Source organism: Actinoplanes sp. URMC 104 (assembly GCF_051386375.1).
Taxonomy (GTDB): Bacteria; Actinomycetota; Actinomycetes; order Mycobacteriales; family Micromonosporaceae; genus Actinoplanes.
This window is the reverse complement of the sequence record NZ_JBPQTO010000011.1, coordinates 1513588-1533063: the sequence shown is the minus strand read 5'-3', so window position 1 is coordinate 1533063 and position 19476 is coordinate 1513588. Positions and strand designations below refer to the sequence as shown.

Annotated in this window: 17 protein-coding genes; 5 read left to right on the top strand and 12 right to left on the bottom strand. The window is 70.4% G+C overall.

Annotated elements, in window-relative coordinates:
- Positions 1 to 146: 146 nt before the first annotated feature.
- From ACSNN8_RS32825 to ACSNN8_RS32800, 6 genes are all read right to left on the bottom strand, one after another.
- Positions 147 to 479, bottom strand: coding sequence for a hypothetical protein (locus ACSNN8_RS32825; protein ID WP_436653860.1), 333 nt, complete (start codon positions 477 to 479; stop codon positions 147 to 149).
- Positions 476 to 1411, bottom strand: a complete 936-nt coding sequence (locus ACSNN8_RS32820) for a sugar phosphate isomerase/epimerase family protein (RefSeq protein WP_436653859.1) — start codon at positions 1409 to 1411, stop codon at positions 476 to 478. The genes ACSNN8_RS32825 and ACSNN8_RS32820 overlap by 4 nt, the downstream gene beginning before the upstream one ends.
- Before the next feature lie 72 nt (positions 1412 to 1483).
- On the bottom strand, positions 1484 to 2317 hold the full coding sequence (locus ACSNN8_RS32815; RefSeq protein ID WP_436653858.1) for a carbohydrate ABC transporter permease: 834 nt from the start codon (positions 2315 to 2317) through the stop codon (positions 1484 to 1486).
- 10 nt (positions 2318 to 2327) lie between these two features.
- Positions 2328 to 3272: a carbohydrate ABC transporter permease gene (locus ACSNN8_RS32810; protein WP_436653857.1), complete on the bottom strand. Its 945-nt coding sequence runs from the start codon at positions 3270 to 3272 to the stop codon at positions 2328 to 2330.
- Positions 3257 to 4552, bottom strand: coding sequence for an ABC transporter substrate-binding protein (locus ACSNN8_RS32805; protein ID WP_436653856.1), 1296 nt, complete (start codon positions 4550 to 4552; stop codon positions 3257 to 3259). Before ACSNN8_RS32805 ends, ACSNN8_RS32810 begins: the two co-directional genes overlap by 16 nt.
- A 243-nt stretch (positions 4553 to 4795) precedes the next feature.
- Positions 4796 to 5713 (bottom strand): LysR family transcriptional regulator, encoded by a 918-nt coding sequence (locus tag ACSNN8_RS32800; protein ID WP_436653855.1) that lies wholly within the window; start codon positions 5711 to 5713, stop codon positions 4796 to 4798.
- A gap of 94 nt (positions 5714 to 5807) precedes the next feature.
- On the opposite strand from ACSNN8_RS32800, the gene ACSNN8_RS32795 reads away from it, so the two are divergent.
- The 4 genes from ACSNN8_RS32795 (at position 5808) to ACSNN8_RS32780 (ending at position 10839) form a co-directional block, all read left to right on the top strand.
- Positions 5808 to 7037: an ROK family transcriptional regulator gene (locus ACSNN8_RS32795; protein ID WP_436653854.1), complete on the top strand. Its 1230-nt coding sequence runs from the start codon at positions 5808 to 5810 to the stop codon at positions 7035 to 7037.
- Positions 7038 to 7251: 214 nt separating this feature from the next.
- A complete protein-coding gene (locus ACSNN8_RS32790) occupies positions 7252 to 8136 on the top strand; it encodes an MFS transporter (RefSeq protein ID WP_436653853.1) in 885 nt (294 codons plus the stop codon).
- Positions 8133 to 8582 (top strand): MFS transporter, encoded by a 450-nt coding sequence (locus ACSNN8_RS32785; RefSeq protein WP_436653852.1) that lies wholly within the window; start codon positions 8133 to 8135, stop codon positions 8580 to 8582. The genes ACSNN8_RS32790 and ACSNN8_RS32785 overlap by 4 nt, the downstream gene beginning before the upstream one ends.
- A gap of 4 nt (positions 8583 to 8586) precedes the next feature.
- The gene (locus ACSNN8_RS32780) at positions 8587 to 10839 is read left to right on the top strand and encodes a glycoside hydrolase family 3 C-terminal domain-containing protein (RefSeq protein WP_436653851.1); all 2253 of its coding nucleotides are present in this window, start codon (positions 8587 to 8589) and stop codon (positions 10837 to 10839) included.
- Positions 10840 to 10887: 48 nt separating this feature from the next.
- Here ACSNN8_RS32780 and ACSNN8_RS32775 read toward each other — a convergent pair whose 3' ends face one another.
- The 5 genes from ACSNN8_RS32775 to ACSNN8_RS32755 all read right to left on the bottom strand — a co-directional run bounded on the left by ACSNN8_RS32775 (position 10888) and on the right by ACSNN8_RS32755 (position 15996).
- Positions 10888 to 11244: a hypothetical protein gene (locus ACSNN8_RS32775; RefSeq protein WP_436653850.1), complete on the bottom strand. Its 357-nt coding sequence runs from the start codon at positions 11242 to 11244 to the stop codon at positions 10888 to 10890.
- Between the two features lie 124 nt (positions 11245 to 11368).
- Positions 11369 to 12628 carry a ricin-type beta-trefoil lectin domain protein gene (locus ACSNN8_RS32770; protein ID WP_436653849.1) on the bottom strand — a complete coding sequence of 420 codons (1260 nt, stop codon included), beginning with the start codon at positions 12626 to 12628 and terminating at the stop codon, positions 11369 to 11371.
- Positions 12629 to 12874: 246 nt separating this feature from the next.
- The gene (locus tag ACSNN8_RS32765; RefSeq protein ID WP_436653848.1) at positions 12875 to 13705 is read right to left on the bottom strand and encodes a carbohydrate ABC transporter permease; all 831 of its coding nucleotides are present in this window, start codon (positions 13703 to 13705) and stop codon (positions 12875 to 12877) included.
- 2 nt (positions 13706 to 13707) lie between these two features.
- Positions 13708 to 14640, bottom strand: a complete 933-nt coding sequence (locus tag ACSNN8_RS32760; RefSeq protein WP_436653847.1) for a carbohydrate ABC transporter permease — start codon at positions 14638 to 14640, stop codon at positions 13708 to 13710.
- A 63-nt stretch (positions 14641 to 14703) separates the two neighbouring features.
- Entirely contained in the window at positions 14704 to 15996 is a 1293-nt protein-coding gene (locus ACSNN8_RS32755) for an ABC transporter substrate-binding protein (protein WP_436653846.1), read from the bottom strand.
- A 269-nt stretch (positions 15997 to 16265) separates the two neighbouring features.
- On the opposite strand from ACSNN8_RS32755, the gene ACSNN8_RS32750 reads away from it, so the two are divergent.
- Positions 16266 to 17786, top strand: coding sequence for an alpha-N-arabinofuranosidase (locus ACSNN8_RS32750; protein WP_436653845.1), 1521 nt, complete (start codon positions 16266 to 16268; stop codon positions 17784 to 17786).
- A gap of 1 nt (position 17787) precedes the next feature.
- On the opposite strand, the gene ACSNN8_RS32745 is transcribed toward ACSNN8_RS32750, so the two are convergent.
- A complete protein-coding gene (locus ACSNN8_RS32745) occupies positions 17788 to 19455 on the bottom strand; it encodes a glycoside hydrolase family 43 protein (protein WP_436653844.1) in 1668 nt (555 codons plus the stop codon).
- Positions 19456 to 19476: the final 21 nt, after the last annotated feature.

Sequence of the window (19476 nt, the reverse complement as noted above, 5' to 3'; positions counted from 1 at the left end):
CCAGGCCCGGGCGTACGGGCATCCGTTGGCGGTGAAGACCACGACGGTGGCCGGGCGCCGGGCCGGATCCAGCCGCACGGTGGCGCCGTCGGTGGCGGGCAGCGCGAAGGGCGGCGCGGCGTCGCCGACGGTGAGGCGGTGTGTCGTCATCGGACCACTGCTTTCGTTCGGGCCGTGGCGCGCTGCACGAACGGCACGCCGGGCGCCTGCTGGATGTAGGGGATGCGGACGGCGACGGTGACTTCGAGCTCCGGGCCGGTCGGGGGAGCGGTGAGCGTGACGACCAGCGGGTCGCGCAGGTCCCAGATCCCGTCCCCGGCGCGGTCGAGGCCGGCCGTGCAGTCCCGGCCGTCGACGGTGACGGACTCGAGGCAGGACAACGGCAGCGAGCGGTACCACGGCAGGTGGATCGCCAGGAGCGTCCGGCCGTCGTGGACGGTCAGGCAGCCGGGGCGGAGCATGCCCTCGTGCATCGTCATGCCGTCACCGCCGGCTCGCGCAGCAGGCCGAGGTGGGCCCGGGTGAGCTCGACGGGGTCGGCGTCCGCGCGGTCGAGCAGCTCGTGACCGCCCCACTCGCTGACCACCGCGCCGTCGTACCCCGCGGCGGCCAGCGCCGACATCCAGGCGCGGTGCGGCTCCTCGATGGAGGAGAGGTCCGGGTCCCAGAACTTGGCGTGCGCGTGCCGGACGGCGGGCAACACGTGGGCCCAGTCGCCGGGCCGGGTCCGGCCGCAACGGCCGAGGACGCCGGCCACGAGCATCGTCGCCATCGGATCGCCGGCGACGATGCCGAGCGCCTCGCCCATGCGGAACCGGGCCCGGTACACGGCGTCGACCGCGTCGCCGGGCAGGCCGAGGCGCAGCAGTGCGGTGCCCAGCGAGGCCGGAAGCTCCGGGGTGCTCAGGCTGAAGTCGAGCGTGAAGCCCAGGTGTGCGCTCTCCGTCCGGAGAACGTCGAGCACGGCCGGCGCGTCGGGCGCCGTGGTGCCCTGGATCTCTAAGGTGAGCACGACGTCGTGCTTCTCGGCCGCGGCCACCGCGCGCCGGAGCAGCCCGGGCGTCATGCCGAGCGTGGCCCGGACGACCGGGAATCCCAGGCGGGCGGCGGTCTCCAGCTGAGGGAGGAGCTCGTCGTACGCCTCGTCCTCGGTCAACGCCCGGCCGGGGTGCCGGTACAGGTCGGTGTAGACGCCGAGCGCGGCCGGTCGCAGACCCAGCCGGTCGACGGCCTCGTGCCAGTCCCGCTCGTCGGCCGGATCGAGGCCGGGGAAGCCGCGCCACGTCTGGTGCCCGATCACCTCGATCGCCGGGCCGCAGCCGGCCCGAGCGATCTGCTCGAACACCTCGACCGGCGAGGATCCGAAGCGCCACAGCGGCGTCAGTGAGAACGTCGTCGTCCCGAGATCCACGGCGCGACCTCCTTCAGGGTGTGTTCGGCCGGGCCCACCGGGCGGTGGGCCGGAAACGGTGATGCGGGAGGGCTACTTGACGCCGCCGGCGAACCCCTGGATGAACTTCTTCTGCGCGAAGAGGTAGAAGCCGAGGATCGGCACCATCGAGATGATCACGATGGCGAAGATCTTGTTCCAGGCCGAGACGAGCGAGCCGACGTAGTAGTACATCGACACGGTCAGCGTCTGGTAGTCCGAGCCGCCCAGGAAGATCAGCGCGGTGAAGAAGTCGTTCCAGATGATCAGTCCGGTGAGGATCGCCACGGTTCCGGTGGCCGGGGCCATGAGCGGCAGCACGATCCGGGCGAACACGCGCCCCGGGCCGGCCCCGTCGATCGCCGCGGCCTCCTCGAAGTCCCGGGGCAGCGCGCGGAAGAACCCGGCGTACAGAAAGACCGCGAGCGGCATCAGCGTGCCGACGTACAGGACGATCATGCCCCAGGGCGTGCCGACCAGGCCCATGGTGCGCGCTCCGATGTAGAGCGGGATGATGCCGAGCTGGGCGGGCAGGATGATCGCGATGAGGAACAGGTAGAACGTCACCGAGCTCCACCGGCGGGTGCTGCGGGCCAGCACGTACGCCGCCAGCGAGCCGAGCGCCACGAGCCCGAGGATGCTGCCGGCCGTGATCATGACGCTGTTGATCAGGCTGAACAGGATGTTGTTGTCCCCGCCCGAGGTCAGCACGTCGGTGAAGTTGGCGACCGTCGGGCGGCTCGGCGGCGCCGAGGACGTCGTGGTCAGCAGGTCCTCGTCGGGCTTGAGCGCCGTGCTGACCAGGAAGTAGAACGGCATCAGCCCGATCAGCGCGGCGATCCAGACCAGCGCCTCGCGCAGCAGCGTGACCTTGGTGTATCGGAACATCGGGCTCTCCCTACGTCCGGTCCCGCGTGGCGGCCTGCTGCAGCGCGGAGAACACGAGGATGATGGCGGTCAGCATGAGCGCGAGCGCCGCGCCGAAGCCGAAGTTGCTCAGCGCGAAGGTCTCCTTGTAGACCTGCGTCGCCAGGGTCTCGGTCGCGCCGCCCGGCCCGCCGCCGGTCAGCGCCATCACCTGGTCGAAGACCCGCAGGCCCTGCACCAGCATGAGCGTGGCGGCGATGGCGACGGACGCGCGGATCGAAGGCAGGGTGATGTGCCGGAACCGGCCGAACGTGCCGGCGCCGTCGAGCGCGCCCGCCTCCTCGATCTCCGGCGGCACCGTGGCGAGCCCGGCCAGGTAGATCACCATCACCAGGCCGGTGGTCTGCCAGACCATGACCACGAGCACGGCCCACAGCGCCAGGCGGGGCTCGGCCAGCCACGGCCGCTGCCAGTCCTCGCGGCCGATCCAGCCCAGGAACTGGTTGATCGGCCCGTTGAAGTCGAAGATGAACTTCCAGATGTACGACACCGCGAGCGGGCTGAGCACGACCGGCATGAAGATGAGCACCCGCAGCAGGTACCGGGTCTTCAGGGTCCGGTTGAGCGCCAGCGCCAGCAGCAGGCCCAGCACGTTGGTCAGGATCAGGAAGCCGAACGCCAGGAACAGCGTGTTCTTCAGCGAGCCGAGCAGCGTGGGGTCGTTGAGGATCTTGCGGAAGTTCTCGAGGCCGATGAAGTCGAAGCTGCCGACGCCGGTCCAGTTCGTGAAGGCGTAGAACGCGCCTCCGGCGGTGGCCACGTAGTGCACGAGCAGCACCATGAGCACTGCCGGCAGGGCCCACCACCACCGGCCGTACGCGATAAGGGATTTGCGGCGGCCCCGGGGCGTCGTCACCGGCGTGGGCGGGGCCGGCCGCACGTCGGTGCGGGGGCGCGGGGCTACTTGCTGTCCCATGCCTTGTCCGCGGACTCGAGGACGGACTGGACGTCACCCTTGCCCGCGACCAGGCCCTGCAGGCCCTTCGCGAGCTCGTCGTAGACCGACGGGTTGGGCCAGGACAGGTTGGGCAGCGGGGCGTAGTCGCCGTCCGCGAGCAGCGTCTTGACCGGCGCGTACTGCGGAGCCAGCTGTGCGCCCCCGACGCCGGTGATCGGCACCTGGCCCTCGATCTTGGTGAACTCGGCCGCGTTGTCGGGCTCGGCGAGCCATTCCAGGAAGGCCTGCGCCGCCTGCTTCTTCGCGGCGTCCGCCTTGGCGTTGATCGAGATCGCGTAGTTGGGGCTGGCCAGCAGGTACTCCTTGCCACCGGACGCCGGCGGGAAGGCCCTGATCTCCAGGGTGACGCCCTTGGCGTTGTTCATGATCTCGGTGGCCGCGCCGCCCGGGATGAAGGCGCCCAGCGACGTGCCGCGGGCCAGGCCCTGGGTGATGGCGTCGAAGCCGCCGCCGGCCGCGCCCTTCTGGAAGCAGCCGCCCTTGTTCATCCGGTCGATGGTGGTGACGACGTCCTTCCAGCCCCCGTCCCCGGCGAAGGTGACCTTGCCGTCGGCGCGCTGGGTGTTCCAGTCCGGTGTCTGCGCGTAGACCCGGCTGGCGGACATCGACATCGCCATCAGGCCGACGTTCGGCGGGGCGGACCCGGCCACGGCGAGCAACGACTTGCCGTCGCTCGCGAGTTTCTGGCACAGGCTCAGCAGCGCGGCGGTGTCGGCCGGGAACTGGGCGCCGGACTGCTGGGCCGCGCCGCTGTTCCAGGCCATGCCGACCGGCACGATGTCGGTGGGCTGGGCGTACGTCTTGCCGTCGAGCTCCACGAGGTCGGCGGAGGCCTCGGGCACCACCTTGGTCGAGCCCGCGCTGAGCGGCTCCAGCAGACCGGCCTCGGCCAGCGGCAGGACCGCGTACTCCTGGCCGCGGCCGGGCGCGACGACCATCAGGTCCGCCGCGTTGCCGCCCTGCAGCTGGGTGCGCAGCGAGGTCCCGTAGCTATCGTTGGGCAGCTTGCGGGTGTCCACCTTGACGCCCGTCTCCTGCGTGTACTTCTTGGCCAGCGTCTCGTACGGGCTCTCGGTGGTGGTCGAGGTGGGGTACAGGAAGCTGAAGCCGGTCGAGCCCGCGGCCGCGTCGCTGCCGGAGTCGCCGCTGGTGGAGCAGGCCGAGAGCGACAGCACCCCGGCGAGGGGCACCGCCACGAGGGCGCCGATGCGCCTGCGTCCGGAGGTTCGGTGAGTCATGTCGGAGCCTTTCGTGACGGGTTTCTCGGGGGCGGGCTCGGGAGGAGGAACCGCTGACACCACGCTCCGTGTCGGAGCAGTGGCACCGCCGTGAGGCTGCACCCAGCTTCTGCAGATGAGCGGAAGAAGTCAATGGATGACGAACGTGAGAACGCTGATGCCAGACATAAGTCCAGTCGATGACAGCGCTGTTAAGGGCGTGCCGGAGCTGCTGTGAAGTGGCCCGGAGTACTTTCTCCGCTGTTATGCAGAAGGGGCGGCGAGTCGGACGGCGCGCACGACGACCCCGCGCAGGTAGCGGTGGGCGGGGTCGGCGTCGTACATCGGGTGCCACCACATCGCCTCGATCAGCGGCGCCGCGTCGAAGGGCGGCGGCAGCGCGCGGATGCCCGCGTTGAGGGGCAGCAGGTCGACCAGGCGGCGCTGGAGCAACCCGACGCGATCGGTGCCGGCCACCAGGCTGGGCACGGTCAGGAAGCTCTCGGTGACGACCTGGATGTGCGGTTCGATGCCGAGCATGCGCATCTGCCGGCCGGCCGGGGTGGACGCCGTGGGGCCGTGGAAGGTGACGACCCAGGGCAGCGACTCGAGTTGCTCGACGGTCAGCGTCGCGCCGACCGCGGTGTTGTCCGCGGACACCACGCACACCCAGTCGTCGCTGTAGAGGTCGCGGTGCGACAGGTCGGTGACGAAGCCGTGCGGCATCACCAGCAGGTCGTTGCTGGTGAGCACCTGCTCGGCGCGGTCGACGCGCTCGGGCGTGTTGCTCAGGTAGCGCAGCCGGCTGCGCGGCGCCTCCTCGGCGAGGATCCGGGCCAGGGTGTCGCCCAGGACCGCGACCATGTAGTCGCTGACGAGCAGGGAGAACTCGCGGTTCGCCGAGCGCGGGTCGAAGTCGGGCTGCACCGTGAAGACCCGTTCGACGCCGGACAGCGCGATGCGGGCGCGGTCCTTGAGCTGCACAGCGAGCGGGGTGAGCCGGTACTCGTTGCCGACCCGGGTGAGCAGCTGGTCGCCGAAGTGCCGGCGCAGCCGGGCGAGCGAGGCCGACAGGGCCGGCTGGCTCAGCCCCATCTGCGCGGCGGCCCGGGTGACGCTGCGCTGCTGCAGCAGCGCGTCCAGCGCCACCAGCAGGTTGAGATCGAGGCTGGCCAGGCTCACGACGTCAGGCTATCGGCGCGGCTTATGCCGGGCATCAGTCGTACGGCCGGGCCTGGCGCGCCGCCTCCGGCCGGGCATGCAGGACACTTTCCTCATGGCGAACGAGCGCTTCACCGGGATGGCCGCCGTGCTGGACGCCGTCCGCACCGAGGAGGGCATCACCCAGCCCGAGCTCGTCGACCGCGGAGATCTGGGCCGCAGCATCATCGCGAGCCGGGTCGCCGAGCTGGAGAAGGCCGGCCTGCTCGCCTCCGACGGACTGGGCCGGTCGACCGGCGGGCGGGCGCCCCGGCGGTTGCGGCTGCGGGCCGAGGCGGGCTTCGTGCTGGCCGTCGACATCGCCCCCAACGAGCTGACGATCGGCCTCGCCGACCTGGCCGGAACCCTGCAGGAGTCGAGGCACGAGCACATCGACGTGGGCGCCGGCGCCGACGCGGTCCTGGCTCAGGTCGAGAAGATCGGCGACGCCCTGGTCGAGCAGGCGGGAGCCCGCGAGCGCCTGCTCTCCGTGGCAGTGGGCATGCCGGAGCCGGTCAGCTTCGACGGCGGCCAGGTCGCGGTCCCGACGATGCGGGAGTGGAACGGCCATCCGATCCAGAACCGGTTCGCCTCGCTGTGGTCGGCCCCGGTGTGGATGGACGACCGGGTCAACCTGCTGGCCCTGGGCGAACGCCGGTCCAACCCGGCGGCCGGCCGCTCGCAGCACATGCTCTACCTCGGCGGCGGCGCCAGCATCGGTGCGGCTGTCGTGATGGACGGCCGCCTCTACCGGGGGGCGCGCGGGCTGGCGGGAGCCATCGGCCACGTGGCCGTCCCGGGCGCGGAGGAGGAAGTGTGCCGGTGCGGCAACCGGGGCTGCCTCGACGCCGTCGCCGGCGGCGCGGCCCTGTCCCGCGCCGGACGGGAGCTCGCCGCGAACGGGCAGAGCACCGCACTGGCCGCGGTGCTGGCGAGCACGGGCACGATCAGGCCGGTCGACATCTCCCGCGCCGCGGACGACGGCGACCCGGGCGCCCGGGCGCTGCTGAACCGGGTCGCCACGGTGATCGGCGACGGCCTGGCCACGCTGGTCAACGCGTACAACCCCGACCTGGTGGTGGTCGGCGGCGGCATGGCCCGCGCGGGCGTGCACGTGCTGAGCGCCCTCCGGAGGCAGACCTACCGCCACGCCCTGCCGGCCGCCACCGAGAACCTGCGGATCGAGCTCTCCGTGGTCGACGAGGAGGTCGCCGGGGTGGTGGGAGCGGTCCAGTTCGGGCTCGACCAGATCTTCTCGGCCGCCTACCTGCCGACGCTGATCCGGAGCACTCATCCACCGCGTTGATGAGCCACCGGAGCGTCCCGTCACCCGGCGGCCGGGCCGCACTCCGTCACGCCTTCACTACTGAAGGCTACAAGTCACAAATCGTCCGAATCGGCGCTCCCGGAGGGTGACCTTCGAGCGGCGGCGGTAGACAGCGGAGGGAGGGCCGCCCGGACCCACGAATCGATTCAGCAGGCGACGGGCCCTCGGATCCGGACCGTCGAGGAGGTCGACGATGAGTGGAACCGCCAGTCCGTACGGGGACCTGCCGCCCGGCGATGAGGCGGCCGTCGGGCTCGACGTCACGGACCCGCACGAGCACCACTGGTTCGCCGAGCCGACGAGGGCGGTGACCCCGAGATACGTCGCGGCGCTGGTGTTCGCTCAGCTGATCTTCTTCATCGCGCTGCTCGGACCGGCGATCGTCGGCATCGGGATCAAGGTGCAGGACATCGTCCCGGAGGCTCAGCGGACGTCCGCGCTGGGCACGGTGGCGGGCTTCGGCGCCCTGTTCGCGGTGATCGGCAACGTGCTGTTCGGACGGTTCTCCGACCGCACCACCTCGCGCCTGGGCCGGCGCCGGCCCTGGATCGTCGGCGGCACCGTGGTCATGACCCTCGCGTTCCTGATCATGGCGCTGGGGCAGAACGTCCCGACCGTCACCGCCGGCTGGTGCCTGGCCCAGCTGGGCGCGAACGCCACCCTCGCGCCGTTCATCGCCACGATCGCCGACCAGGTGCCGAGGTTCCAGCGCGGCAGCGTGGCCGCCCTCATCGGCATCGCCCAGAACGTCGGCATCCTCGGCGGCACGTACGTCGCGCAGATCTTCCAGGATCAGATGGTCATCATGTTCGTGGTGCCGGCCGCGGTCGCCGTCGGCGCGATGCTGCTGTTCGCCGTCGTCCTGCCCGACCAGCGGCTGCCGGGCCGCCCGCCCCGGATGGACCTGCGGGAGTGGGTCACGACGTTCTGGGTCAGCCCGCGCCGGCATCCCGACTTCGCGCTGGCCTGGTGGTCGCGGTTCCTCATCACCCTGGCCACCTTCATGTTCACCACCTTCCGGCTGTTCTTCCTGGAGGACCGGGTCGGGCTGCCGAGGACGACGCGCCCGCCGCGGTGACCATCGGCGTGCTCGTCTACACGATCGCCCTGCTCGCGTCGGGCTGGGTCGCCGGGAAGATCTCCGACCGTACCGGCCGGCGGAAGTTCCTGGTGGCCGGATCCACCCTGCTGTTCGGCCTCGGCACGGTCCTGCTGGCGCACGTGACGACGGTGAGCCAGTTCTACTTCGTCGAGGCGCTGATGGGGCTGGCGTTCGGCATCTACGTGGGCGTGGACCTGGCCCTGGTCGTCGACGTGCTGCCCAACCCGGACGACTCCGGCAAGGACCTCGGCGTGTTCAACATGGCCAACGCCCTGCCGCAGACCGTGGCCCCGGCGATCGGCGCGGTCCTGCTCGCGGTCTCCAGCGCGAACAACCAGAACTACACGCTGCTGCTCTACACCGCCGGCGCCGCCGCGCTCGTCGGCGCGCTGGTCGTGCTGCCCATCAAGAAGGTGAGATGACCCGATGCTCGACGTCGACCGCCTGCTCGGCGAGCTGACCCTGCCGGAGAAGGCCGCGCTCACCAGCGGTTCCTCGTTCTGGTACACCACGCCGGTGCAGCGGCTCGGCATCCCGCGGGTCATGGTGTCCGACGGGCCGCACGGCCTGCGCGCCCAGCCGGGGGAGGGCGACCACGTCGGCCTGGGCGGCTCGGTCCCGGCGACCTGCTTCCCCACCGCCTCGGCGATCGCCTCCGCCTGGAACCCGGACCTGCTGCGCCGCATCGGGCAGGCGCTGGCGCAGGAGGCCCGGGCGATCAACCTGTCGGTGATCCTCGGCCCCGGCATCAACATGAAACGCTCGCCGCTGTGCGGCCGGAACTTCGAGTACTTCTCCGAGGACCCGTTCCTCGCCGGCGAGCTGGCCGTCGGCATCGTCGACGGCATCCAGTCCCGCGGCGTCGGCACCTCGGTGAAGCACTACGCCGCCAACAACCAGGAGACCGACCGGCTGCGCGTCGACGTCCGCGCCGACGAGCGCACGCTGCGCGAGATCTATCTGCCCGCCTTCGAGCGCGTCGTCAAGGCCACCCAGCCGTGGACCGTGATGTGCGCGTACAACAAGGTGAACGGCACGTCGTGCTCGGAGAACACCTGGCTGCTCACCACCGTGCTGCGCGAGGAGTGGGGATACTCCGGCCTCGTCGTGTCCGACTGGGGTGCGGTCTACCACCGCGTCGCCGCGCTGCTGGCCGGGCTGGACCTCGAGATGCCCCCCGCGCTCGGCCGCAGCCCGCAGGCCGTCGTCGCGGCGGTCGAGGCCGGCAAGGTGCCCGCCGAGGTGCTCGACGCCCGGGTCCGTACGGTGCTGGAGCTGGTCGCCAAGGGCATGCCCGTGCTCGAGCTGGACGAGTCGTTCGACGCCGACGAGCACCACGCCCTGGCCCGCGAGGCGGCCGGCGAGTCGATCGTCCTGCTCCGCAACGACGGTGTCCTGCCGCTGGCCGCCGACGCGCGGATCGCGGTCGTCGGGGAGTTCGCCCGTACGCCGCGCTTCCAGGGCACCGGCTCGTCCCAGGTCAACCCCACCCGCGTCGACGCGCTGCTCGACGAGCTGCGCGCCGTCCACGGCGAGGTGCCGTTCGCGGCCGGGTACGGCATCGGTTCCACCGCCGACGACAGCGCCCTGCGCGCCGAGGCCGAACGGGTGGCCGGCGCGGCGGACACCGTCGTCATGGTGATCGGGCTGCCGGCCGCCGACGAGTCCGAGGGCTTCGACCGCACCCACCTCGACCTGCCGGCCAACCAGCTGAGCGCACTGCGGGCGGTCGCGGCGGTCAACCCCGACGTCGTCGTGGTGCTGGTCAACGGGTCGACGGTGGTCCTCGGCGACGTCACGCCGCACGCCCGGGCGCTGGTCGAGGCGTGGCTCGGCGGGCAGGCCGCGGGCGGCGCGATCGCCGACGTGCTGACCGGCGCCGTCAACCCCTCCGGCCGGCTCGCCGAGACCGTCCCGCACCGCCTGGAGGACAACTCGTCGTACCTCAACTTCCCCGGCGACCCGCAGGTGGTGCGGTACGGCGAAGGCGTGTTCATCGGCTACCGCGGCTACGACAAGTGCCACCAGGACGTCGCGTTCCCGTTCGGCTACGGGTTGTCCTACACCAGCTTCGAGCTGTCCGGGCTGCGGGTGGCGACCCGCGGCTCGGTCGCCGGGGGAGACCTCGGGGCCACCGTCACGGTGACCGTCACCAACACGGGCGCCCTCGACGGCGCCGAGGTGGTGCAGGTGTACGTCCAGGACGTGCAGTCGAGCGTCGCTCGCCCGGTACGGGAACTGAAGGGTTTCGCCAAGGTGAGCGTGCCCGCGGGCGGGTCCCGCCAGGTGACGATCGAGCTGGACCAGCGGGCCTTCGCGTTCTGGTCGACGCGGCACCACGACTGGGTGGTCGAGGCGGGCGACTTCACGATCGCCGTCGGTCCGCACTCGCGGGACCTGCCCCTGACCGAGACCGTCACCGTCGAGGCGCCCAGCCTCGCCGCGCCGCTCGACCGCGACTCCACCCTGCAGGAGTGGATGAACGACCCGCTCGGCAGGCAGCTGGTCGAGAGCGAGGTCAAGAACGGCCAGCCGGCCGCGGTCCTCGACGACGAGCTGGTCGACGTGATCGGCACGATGCCGATGAGTACGCTTGCCAACTTCACCGGGATGAGCCTCGACCACGACGCCCTCGACCGGATCACCGACGCCTGGCGGGAGCAGACCCACGCCCGGTGAGGAGCAGGCACCGGCGTGATGCGCGAGCTGCTCCGGGCCTGAACCGCTTCAGGCCGCCTCCTCCTGCCAGGCCTGCCGGCCGGACAGGTGCTTGCCGGGATGGCCGTCGAACAGCGCGCAGTCCCGGTCGTCGCGGTGGGCGACGTGCGGCGTGCTCGACGCCGGGCACCAGGTGTAGGGGTTGATCTCGGAGGCGCTCAGCGTCCATTGGATCCACCACGTCGTCGTCTCGACGTGCTGGCCGAGCGCGGCGTGTGAGCCCTCGTGACCCAGTTCGAGCTCGCAGCGCAGTTCGGACTGCACGCTCGGCGCGTCTGTCGGCAGCTCATTGAAGAAAGCGAGCTGACCCGCGTCGAGCGTGATCCGGGCTGGGCAATTCTTCACATCCTCGTAAGCGATCGACATGCGTACATGGATGCCCACGGGAAGGCGCCTCTTAACCGGTTAATCGTGCCGGGTTGCGATTGCCTCCGACACGGCGAAACGCCGGCAACCCTGAGGGCTGCCGGCGTTCCGGTGGTTCAGCGCGTCAGGCGCGCGTCCACTTCTGGTTGGGGGTGCCGGCGCAGTCCCACAGCTGGAGCTGGGCGCCGTTGGCGGTGTTGCGGTCCTTGACGTCGACGCACTTGTTGGCGGAGACGTTCACCAGGTCGCCCGCGGCCGACAGGGTGAACCGCTGCACCGGGTTGCCGTTGCAGGTGACCAGCTGGATCGGCGTGCCGTTGGTGAGGGCGCCGCCGGCCGGGTCCATGCACTTGCCGAGGGCGCGGAGCGTGCCGTCGCCGTTCGCCGCCCACTTCTGCGCGGCGGTGCCGTTGCAGTCGTACGTCTGCAGGCGGGCGCCGTCCACCGGGTTGGCGCCGGGGATGTCGATGCAGCGGCCGCTCAGGCTCGACTTGAGCGCGGTGCCGGCGGTGGCCGGCGGCTGGGTCGTGGCCGGCGGCTGCGTCGGCGTGGAGGCCGAGGTGCTGACGTGCACGTAGTCGACCAGCATCTTGCTCTCGGCGGGCAGGCTCGCCGGGTTGCCCTGGCCGAAGTTACCGCCGACCGCGAGGTTGAGGATGATGAAGAACGGGTGGTCGTACACCCAGCGCGCGCCGCCCTTGGCCGCCGCGAGCGAGGCCGGCGTGGCCCGGAAGTACTCCCGGCCGTCCACGGTCCAGACGATCAGGTTGGGCGACCAGTCCACCGCGTAGTTGTGGAAGGCCTGGTACCACGGCGTGCCGGTGTTGAGAGTGCCGCCGTACGAGTTGCCGCCGGAGTAGCCGGGGCCGTGCAGCGTGCCGAACAGGTTGTTGGGGTCGCGGCCGACGACCTCCATGATGTCGATCTCGCCGTCGGTGGGCCAGTTGCCGCCGCCGAGCATCCAGAAGGCGGGCCAGAGGCCGGAGCCGTTGGGCACCTGGATGCGGGCCTCGACATGCCCGTACTGCTGGGTGAACTTGCCGGCGGTCTGGATGCGGCCGGAGGTGAACTGACAGGTGCCGTTCCAACAGTCGTTGTGCCCGCCGCTGCCCTTGCGGGCCGTGATGACCAGGTGACCCTGGCCGTCCATGGCGACGTTGCTCGTGCCGCTGGTGTAGTACTGCAGCTCCTGGTTGCCGAAGCCGCTGCCGCCGGTGTCGAAGTTCCACTTGGACGTGTCGACGCCGGTGCCGGCCGCGCCGTTGAAGTCCTCGTTCCAGACCACGGCCGCCTCGGCGGTGTCGCTCCGGGAGGCGACGGTCAGACCGGCGCCGAGTGCCACCGCGACGACGGCCGCGGCGACGAAGAACCTGGATTTACGCATTCGGGGATCCTCGGGGGGAGGGGGTAATGAACAACAGTCTTAAGAGATCGGCCGTGACCAGTCAAGCCGGGGCCGGCCCCGCCACCGTAACCGCTGGTGACGGGGCCGGCCCCGGCTCTTAAAGCTGCGCTAAGGAGATGTGGCCGAACCGGCAGACTTTGCCCCGCGACGCGAGGCGAAGGGGAAAAAGCGTTATCCGCGTCCGTCAGTTCAGCAGTACCGCGGTCACGTCCGCCAACTGGGCGCTCACCCCTTGACCGCTCCGGTGAGCCCGCCGACGATCCGGCGTTCGAACAGGCTGAAGAAGACCAGCGCCGGAATCATCGACAACGATGTGAAGGCGAGCACCTTCGCCGTGTCGACCGAGTACTGCGACGCGAACGCCTGCACGCCCAGCGGCAGGGTGAACGTTTCCTGGTCGTTGAGGATGAACAGCGGCAGCAGATAGCTGTTCCAGCTGTTGATGAAGGCCAGGATGCCGGTGGTGATGAGTCCGGGCACCGACAGCGGCAGCACCATCCGCCAGAAGAAGCCGAGCCGGCTGCAGCGGTCGATGGCGGCGGCCTCCTCGATCTCCTTGGGGATGGCCCGCAGGAAAGGCACCAGGATGATGATCGTCGTGGGCAGGCCGAAGGCGATCTGCGGCAGGATCACGCCGGGCAGCGTGTTCACCAGGCCCAGGTTCTTCACCAGGATGTAGAGCGGCGTGATGGCGACCGTGACCGGGAACATCAGCCCGGCGGCGAACAGCGCGTACATCGCGCCGCGACCGCGGAACTTGTAGCGGGCGAGCACGTAACTGGCCATGACGCCCAGCGTCACGACACCGATGGTGGTGACGACCGCAGCGATCGTCGAGTTGCGGACCTGGCGCCAGAAGGTGTCGCCGGTCAGCACTTCGGTGTAGTTGGCGGCCACCCATGGGTCGGGCAGGCCGGCGGGGGCGACGGTGATCTGGGAGTTGGTCCGGAAGCCGCCGATGATGATGTAGACGACCGGGCCGAGCATGAGGCCGATCAGCAGCAGCGCGGCGAAGTAGATGAGCAGGCCGCGCCCGGAGCGCGTCGTCGTGGACATTCCTACTGCCCTCCGGTGAGCGCGCCCTCGGTGTCGCGGCGCAACACGAATCGCTGGTAGACCAGCGCGATGATCAGGGAAATGGCGAACAGCACGACCGCCACGGCGTTGCCGTAGCCGTAGTTCGCGGCGTTGCGGCCCTCGGTGACCATGTACGTCGCCATGGTGGAGGTGCCGGCGGTCGAGGCGACGTACTGGCCCCACACGATGTAGACGAGGTCGAACAGCTGCAGCGAGCCGATGATCGACAGGAACGCCCAGATGCGGATGGTGGGCCCGAGCAGCGGCAGCGTGATGTGCCGCTGGGTCTGCCAGAACGAGGCGCCGTCGACCGCTGCCGCCTCGGACAGCTCGTCCGGGATGTTCTGCATGCCGGCCAGGAACAGGATGACGGCGAATCCGACGTACTTCCAGACCAGGATCAGCATCAGCGACCAGATGGCGAGCCGCGGGTTGGCGAGCCAGTCCTCGGCCAGCCCGCCCAGGCCGATCGACCGCAGCACGTCGTTCACCGCGCCGTTGGTCTGCAGCATGAGCGCCCAGGCCGTCCCGGTGATGACTTCGGAGATCACGTACGGGACGAAGATGAGCACCCGGATGACGGACTGACCGCGCATCTTGCGGTTGAGCAGCAGGGCGAGCCCCACGGCGACCGGGCCCTGCAGGACCAGCGAGAGCACGACGATCTGCCCGTTGTGCCACAGCGCCTGGTGGAACCCGCTGTCCTGCAGGATGGTCACGTAGTTGTCGAGCCCGACGAAGTTCGTCGGCTTGCCGTATCCCTTCCACCGGTAGAAGCCGTAGTACGCGGCCATCACCACCGGGAAGATCACGAAGCCGACGAACATCAGGATCGCCGGGCCGGACAGCGCCGCGATCTCGAGGCGCTGCGCCCAGCCGATGCCGCGCCGGCGAGGGCGCGGGGGAGGCGCCACGGATGCGCCGCCTCCCTCGCGTACCCGGCCGCCGGGCGCGTCGTGAGTGACCGCCACGCTTGCTCAGCCCTTCTTGGCGGCGTCGTTCACGGCCTTGATGATTCCGGCGACGTCGCCCTTGCCGGCCAGCAGGTTCACGACGCCGACGTTGAGAGCGTTGCCCACGTTCTGGCCGTAAACCGTGTCGAGCCACTGCGAGACGTACGGCGCCTTGTTGTAGGCGTCGAGGACGGCCTTCAGGTAGTCCTCGGTGACCGCGCCCTGGGCGTCCTTGTTGATGGGCAGTGAGTTGAAGGCCTTGTAGTACTCCTCCTGGACGGGCTTGGTGACGATGTAGTTGAGGAAGTCGGCGCACTCCTTGGGGGCCTGCGCGGAGCAGGAGTAGCCGTCCGCGCCGCCCATGATCGCGGCCGGATCGCCCTGGCCGCCGGACACCGCGGGGAAGGGGAAGAAGCCGAGGTCCGGCAGCGGCTTCTTGTCCTTCGTCAGGCCGGCGATGACGCCCGGGTCCCACGAGCCCATCAGTTCCATGCCCGCCTTGTAGTTGGCGATCAGGCCGGCCGAGCTGCCCGCGCCCTGCTGGGCCGAGGTGGTGAGGAAGCCCTGGTTGAACGGCTGGGTGTCGGCGAAGGCCTTGAGGTCCTCGCCCGCCTTCGTCCAGCAGGGGTCGGAGAAGTTCTTGTCCTTGGCCGCGGCGTCGAGCGAGTCCTTGCTGCAGTTGCGCAGCGCGAAGAAGTAGAACCAGTGGGCGGCCGGCCAGGCGTCCTTGGCGCCGAGTGCGATCGGCGTCCCGTTGGCCTTGAGCTTGGTCGCCGCGGCGCTGAGCTCCTCCATGGTGGTCGGCGTGGCAGTCACACCGGCCTTCTTGAAGATGTCCTTGCTGTACCAGAACCCGCCGGGGAGGATCGAGACCGGCACGGCGTACGTCTTGCCGTCGACCTGCCCGGTCCCCAGGGCGGCGTCGCCCACCGCCTGCTTGGTCTCGGCGGTGATGTCGTCGGTGATGTCCTTGAGCTGACCAGCCTCGACCATCGCGGCCATCTTGCCGCCGCCGCGCTGCAGGAAGAGGTCCGGTGCGGAGCCGGAGTTCAGCGAGGTCTGCAGTTTGCCGTCCAGATCCTCGTTCTGGACCGACTGGACCTTGATGGTGACGTTCGGATGCGCGGTGTGGAAGTCGGCCGCGGTCTTGTCCCAGAACGCCTTGCCCGGGCCGGTCGTGGAGTTGTGCCAGAGGGTCATCGAGACGTTGCCGCCCGAGTCCGAACCGCCGTCATCGTCGCCGCCGCCGCAGGCGGTCAGCCCCATGGCGCTCAACGCCACCACAGTGGCCACGACGCAGAATCTCTTAGGTGCCACGGAGTTCACCTCTCGGAACCGAAAGTTTCGGAGTGTTTCCGGAATGTGAAGTCAAGCTATGAAGTGATCAACGTGCATGTCAAGATGTTGTTAAGCCCGAGATGGAAGTGTTGTTAACGTGCAACCGCGCCATGTCGGCGAACATTGCAGATGAAACGTTTCGGTTCGGCCCGGAACTTGCAGCGGAGGTGCCCGGGCCGGAGGGTGGGGCAAGGGCTCGCGGGTGCCGGATCCGCGCGGCATCGTGAGGCAACCGGGAAAGGCGCCGGATGAACGTCGAAGCAGTCATCAATGTGGACCTGGACGGCCCGCGGATCAGCCGGCATCTCTATGGGCACTTCGCCGAGCATCTGGGCCGCTGCGTCTACGGCGGGTTCTACGTCGGCGAGGACGCCGGTGTTCGGCACGCGGACGGCATTCGCCTCGATGTCGTCGAAGCGTTGCGGGAGCTGAACATCCCGAACCTGCGATGGCCGGGTGGGTGCTTCGCCGACGAATACCACTGGCGCGACGGCATCGGGCCCAAGGACGAGCGGCCCGTCATGGTCAACACCCACTGGGGCGGGGTCGAGGAGAACAACCACTTCGGCACCCACGAGTTCATGGCGCTGTGCGAACTGCTGGGCGCCGAGCCGTACATCAGCGGCAACGTGGGCTCCGGAACCGTGCGGGAGATGAGCGAATGGGTCGAGTACCTGACCCGCGACGGTGACTCGCCGATGGCCCGGCTGCGCAAGGCGAACGGCCGCGACGAGCCGTGGCCGGTGCGGTTCTGGGGCCTGGGCAACGAGGCGTGGGGGTGCGGCGGCAACATGACCGCCGAGCACTACGCGCAGGAGGCCCGCCGGTACGGCACCTACTGCCGCGACTACGGCGACAACAAGCTCTACAAGATCGCCGCGGGCGCCAACAGCGCCGACTACGCCTGGACCGAGACGCTGATGAAACAGGTCGGGCACCTCGGCTGCCGGCACGTGCGCAGCACCGGCTACGAGGCCCTGTCGGTCCACTACTACACGCTCACCGGCCCGACGTGGGAGGAGAAGGGCTCGGCCACGGACTTCGACACCGACGAGTACTACCGGACGATGGTCGCCGCCGCCCGCATCGAGGAGATCCTGGCCGGGCACGCGGCGGTCATGGACTGCTACGACCCGGGCCGCAGCGTCGGACTGGTCCTGGACGAGTGGGGCACCTGGTTCGACGTGGAGCCCGGCACCAACCCCGGCTTCCTGTACCAGCAGAACACCGTGCGCGACGCGCTCGTGGCGAGCGTGCATTTCGACGTCTTCCACCGGTTCGCCGGCCGCCTCGTGATGGCCAACATCGCGCAGACGGTGAACGTGCTGCAGGCGATGCTCCTCACCGACCCGCAGACGGGCGCGCTGGTCCGCACGCCCACGTATCACGTCTTCCGGATGAACCGCGGCCATCAGGACGCGACGGCGCTGCGGGTCGACGTGCGGGCCCCGCTGCCGTCGCGCCGGGTCGGCGACGCGACGCTGACGACGGTCTCCCTCTCGGCCAGCCGCAAGGACGGCCGGCTGCTCGTCTCGCTGTCCAACCTCGACGCCGTCTCCGCCGCCGACCTGGAGATCGACCTGCGCGGCGGCGTCGTCGGAGGTCTCGAGGCGCAGATCCTGACGTCCGGCGCTCCGACCGACCACAACACGCCGGAGTCCCCGTCGGTGGTGACCCCGCGCCCGTACGACGGGGTGTCCGTGGCCGGCGGCACGCTGCGGGTACACCTGCCGGTCCACTCGTTCGTCACCGTGAGCGGCGCGCTGTGAGTCAGCCCGCACGGTAGGCGGCCTGGTCGAAGTCGGCGTAGCCGCCTTCGGCGCCGAGATCCTGCACCCAGAGCCCGACGAAGGCGCCGGTGAAGCCCCACGCCTCGGGCTCACCCGGGACGATCGTCGCGGCGTACTCGTCGGACAGGGTGGTGGCGTCGAAGGCGCGGCCGAGGTCGTGCCACACCGCTTCCCCGTCCGGGTCCGTGGTGCAGGCGAAGGTCAGGACCGGGCCGTCGAGCCTGACGCGCAGGCCCACCCGGCGCACGCCACGCAGGGGCGTCCGCAGGCCCGGGGCCGTCGTGACCCGGCCGCTGTCGCAGCACAGCACGTCGAGCACCGGCGTGCCGTCGTCGTCGGCGGTCACGTGCAGGTAGTACCAGTTGCGGGTGTTGTAGTACGCGGTGACCCCGGCGAGCTGTCGGTAGCTGCGGGGCTCGAACTCGCATGTCGCCTCGAAGGTGCAGCGGCGGGCCGTCACCCGGCGGGCCACCAGGCTCGGCCGGTGCCGGGCCATCGGGGACTGGCCGCCCCGGATCCGCAGGTGCGACGGACGGGCCGACAGATCGAGCCAGTCCGGCGTGGCCGGGCGGCGCAGCGTCGACCAGTCGGGCCCGAGCACCGGGTCGTCGAAGTGGTCGTCGTCGAGCTGCGCGGAGGGTTGCCGTCCGGCCGCCGCGGGGGTGCCGGCGGGCGCCGGGACCACTTCGGCCGGCACGCCGTCGCGGATGCGGGGCCAGGCGCCGGTCGCCCACTCCACCGGCTGCAGGGCGGTCTCCCGTCCGAGCACACACCGGCCGTACGGCGTGTAGGGCCGCGCGACCAGGTGCGCCAGGTACCACTCGCCGGCCGGGGTGCGCACGAGGCTGCCGTGGCCGGCCTTCTGCAGCGCCAGTTCCGGACGCCCGGCCGAGGTCAGCAGCGGGCCGCCGGGGTCCACCTCGTAGCCGCCGAAAAGGGTCCGGGAGCGGGCCACGGTGACCTGATGCGCCCAGCTCGTGCCGCCCTCCGCGGTGAACAGGTAGTACCAGCCGTCCTTGCGATGGACGACGGGCGCCTCGGTGAGCCCGGCGCCGGTGCCCTCGAAGATGAGCCGGGCCGGCCCGGCCAGCCGGCGCTCGCCGGGGTCGTACCGCTGGATCTCGATGCCGCCGAAGCGGTTGCGGCCCGGTCGCCAGTCCGCCCGCATAGACAGCATCCAGGTGGTGCCGTCCTCGTCGTGGAACAGCGACGCGTCGAACCCCCGGCCGTGCAGGACCACCGGGTCGGACCAGGGGCCGGTGATGCGTTCCGCGGTGGTCAGGTAGTTCTGCGGGTCCCAGTAGCCGCCCGCGAACGTCGACACGTCGGTGTAGAGAAGGTGGAAGAGCCCGTTGGCGTACGTCAGGTTGGGCGCCCAGATGCCGCCGGAGTCGGCCGTCCCGGTCAGGTCGAGCAGCCGCCGCTCGGTCAGCGCGCCGCCGAGCGACCGCCACCGCACCAGGTCGGTCGAGTGGTGCAGGCGCACGCCGGGGTACCACTCGAACGTGGACGTGGCGATGTAGTAGTCGGATCCCACCCGCACTATCGACGGGTCGGGGTGGAACCCGGGCAGGACGGGATTGCGGATCATCGGGCTGTCGAATCCGCCGTCACCGATCGGCGAGACGGCGCGTTCGGCGATCGCCATGGACAACCTTCCGCTCATGGT

What these genes read in the sequence shown, in the direction of transcription:
- ACSNN8_RS32810 (WP_436653857.1), bottom strand. Translation starts at nt 3,272, where the DNA reads ATGGGACAGCAAGTAGCCCCGCGCCCCCGCACCGACGTGCGGCCGGCC.
- ACSNN8_RS32745 (WP_436653844.1), bottom strand. Translation starts at nt 19,455, where the DNA reads ATGGCGATCGCCGAACGCGCCGTCTCGCCGATCGGTGACGGCGGATTC.
- ACSNN8_RS32790 (WP_436653853.1), top strand. Translation starts at nt 7,252, where the DNA reads ATGAGTGGAACCGCCAGTCCGTACGGGGACCTGCCGCCCGGCGATGAG.
- ACSNN8_RS32795 (WP_436653854.1), top strand. Translation starts at nt 5,808, where the DNA reads ATGGCGAACGAGCGCTTCACCGGGATGGCCGCCGTGCTGGACGCCGTC.
- ACSNN8_RS32780 (WP_436653851.1), top strand. Translation starts at nt 8,587, where the DNA reads ATGCTCGACGTCGACCGCCTGCTCGGCGAGCTGACCCTGCCGGAGAAG.
- ACSNN8_RS32770 (WP_436653849.1), bottom strand. Translation starts at nt 12,628, where the DNA reads ATGCGTAAATCCAGGTTCTTCGTCGCCGCGGCCGTCGTCGCGGTGGCA.
- ACSNN8_RS32775 (WP_436653850.1), bottom strand. Translation starts at nt 11,244, where the DNA reads ATGTCGATCGCTTACGAGGATGTGAAGAATTGCCCAGCCCGGATCACG.
- ACSNN8_RS32750 (WP_436653845.1), top strand. Translation starts at nt 16,266, where the DNA reads ATGAACGTCGAAGCAGTCATCAATGTGGACCTGGACGGCCCGCGGATC.
- ACSNN8_RS32815 (WP_436653858.1), bottom strand. Translation starts at nt 2,317, where the DNA reads ATGTTCCGATACACCAAGGTCACGCTGCTGCGCGAGGCGCTGGTCTGG.
- ACSNN8_RS32805 (WP_436653856.1), bottom strand. Translation starts at nt 4,552, where the DNA reads ATGACTCACCGAACCTCCGGACGCAGGCGCATCGGCGCCCTCGTGGCG.
- ACSNN8_RS32825 (WP_436653860.1), bottom strand. Translation starts at nt 479, where the DNA reads ATGACGATGCACGAGGGCATGCTCCGCCCCGGCTGCCTGACCGTCCAC.
- ACSNN8_RS32765 (WP_436653848.1), bottom strand. Translation starts at nt 13,705, where the DNA reads ATGTCCACGACGACGCGCTCCGGGCGCGGCCTGCTCATCTACTTCGCC.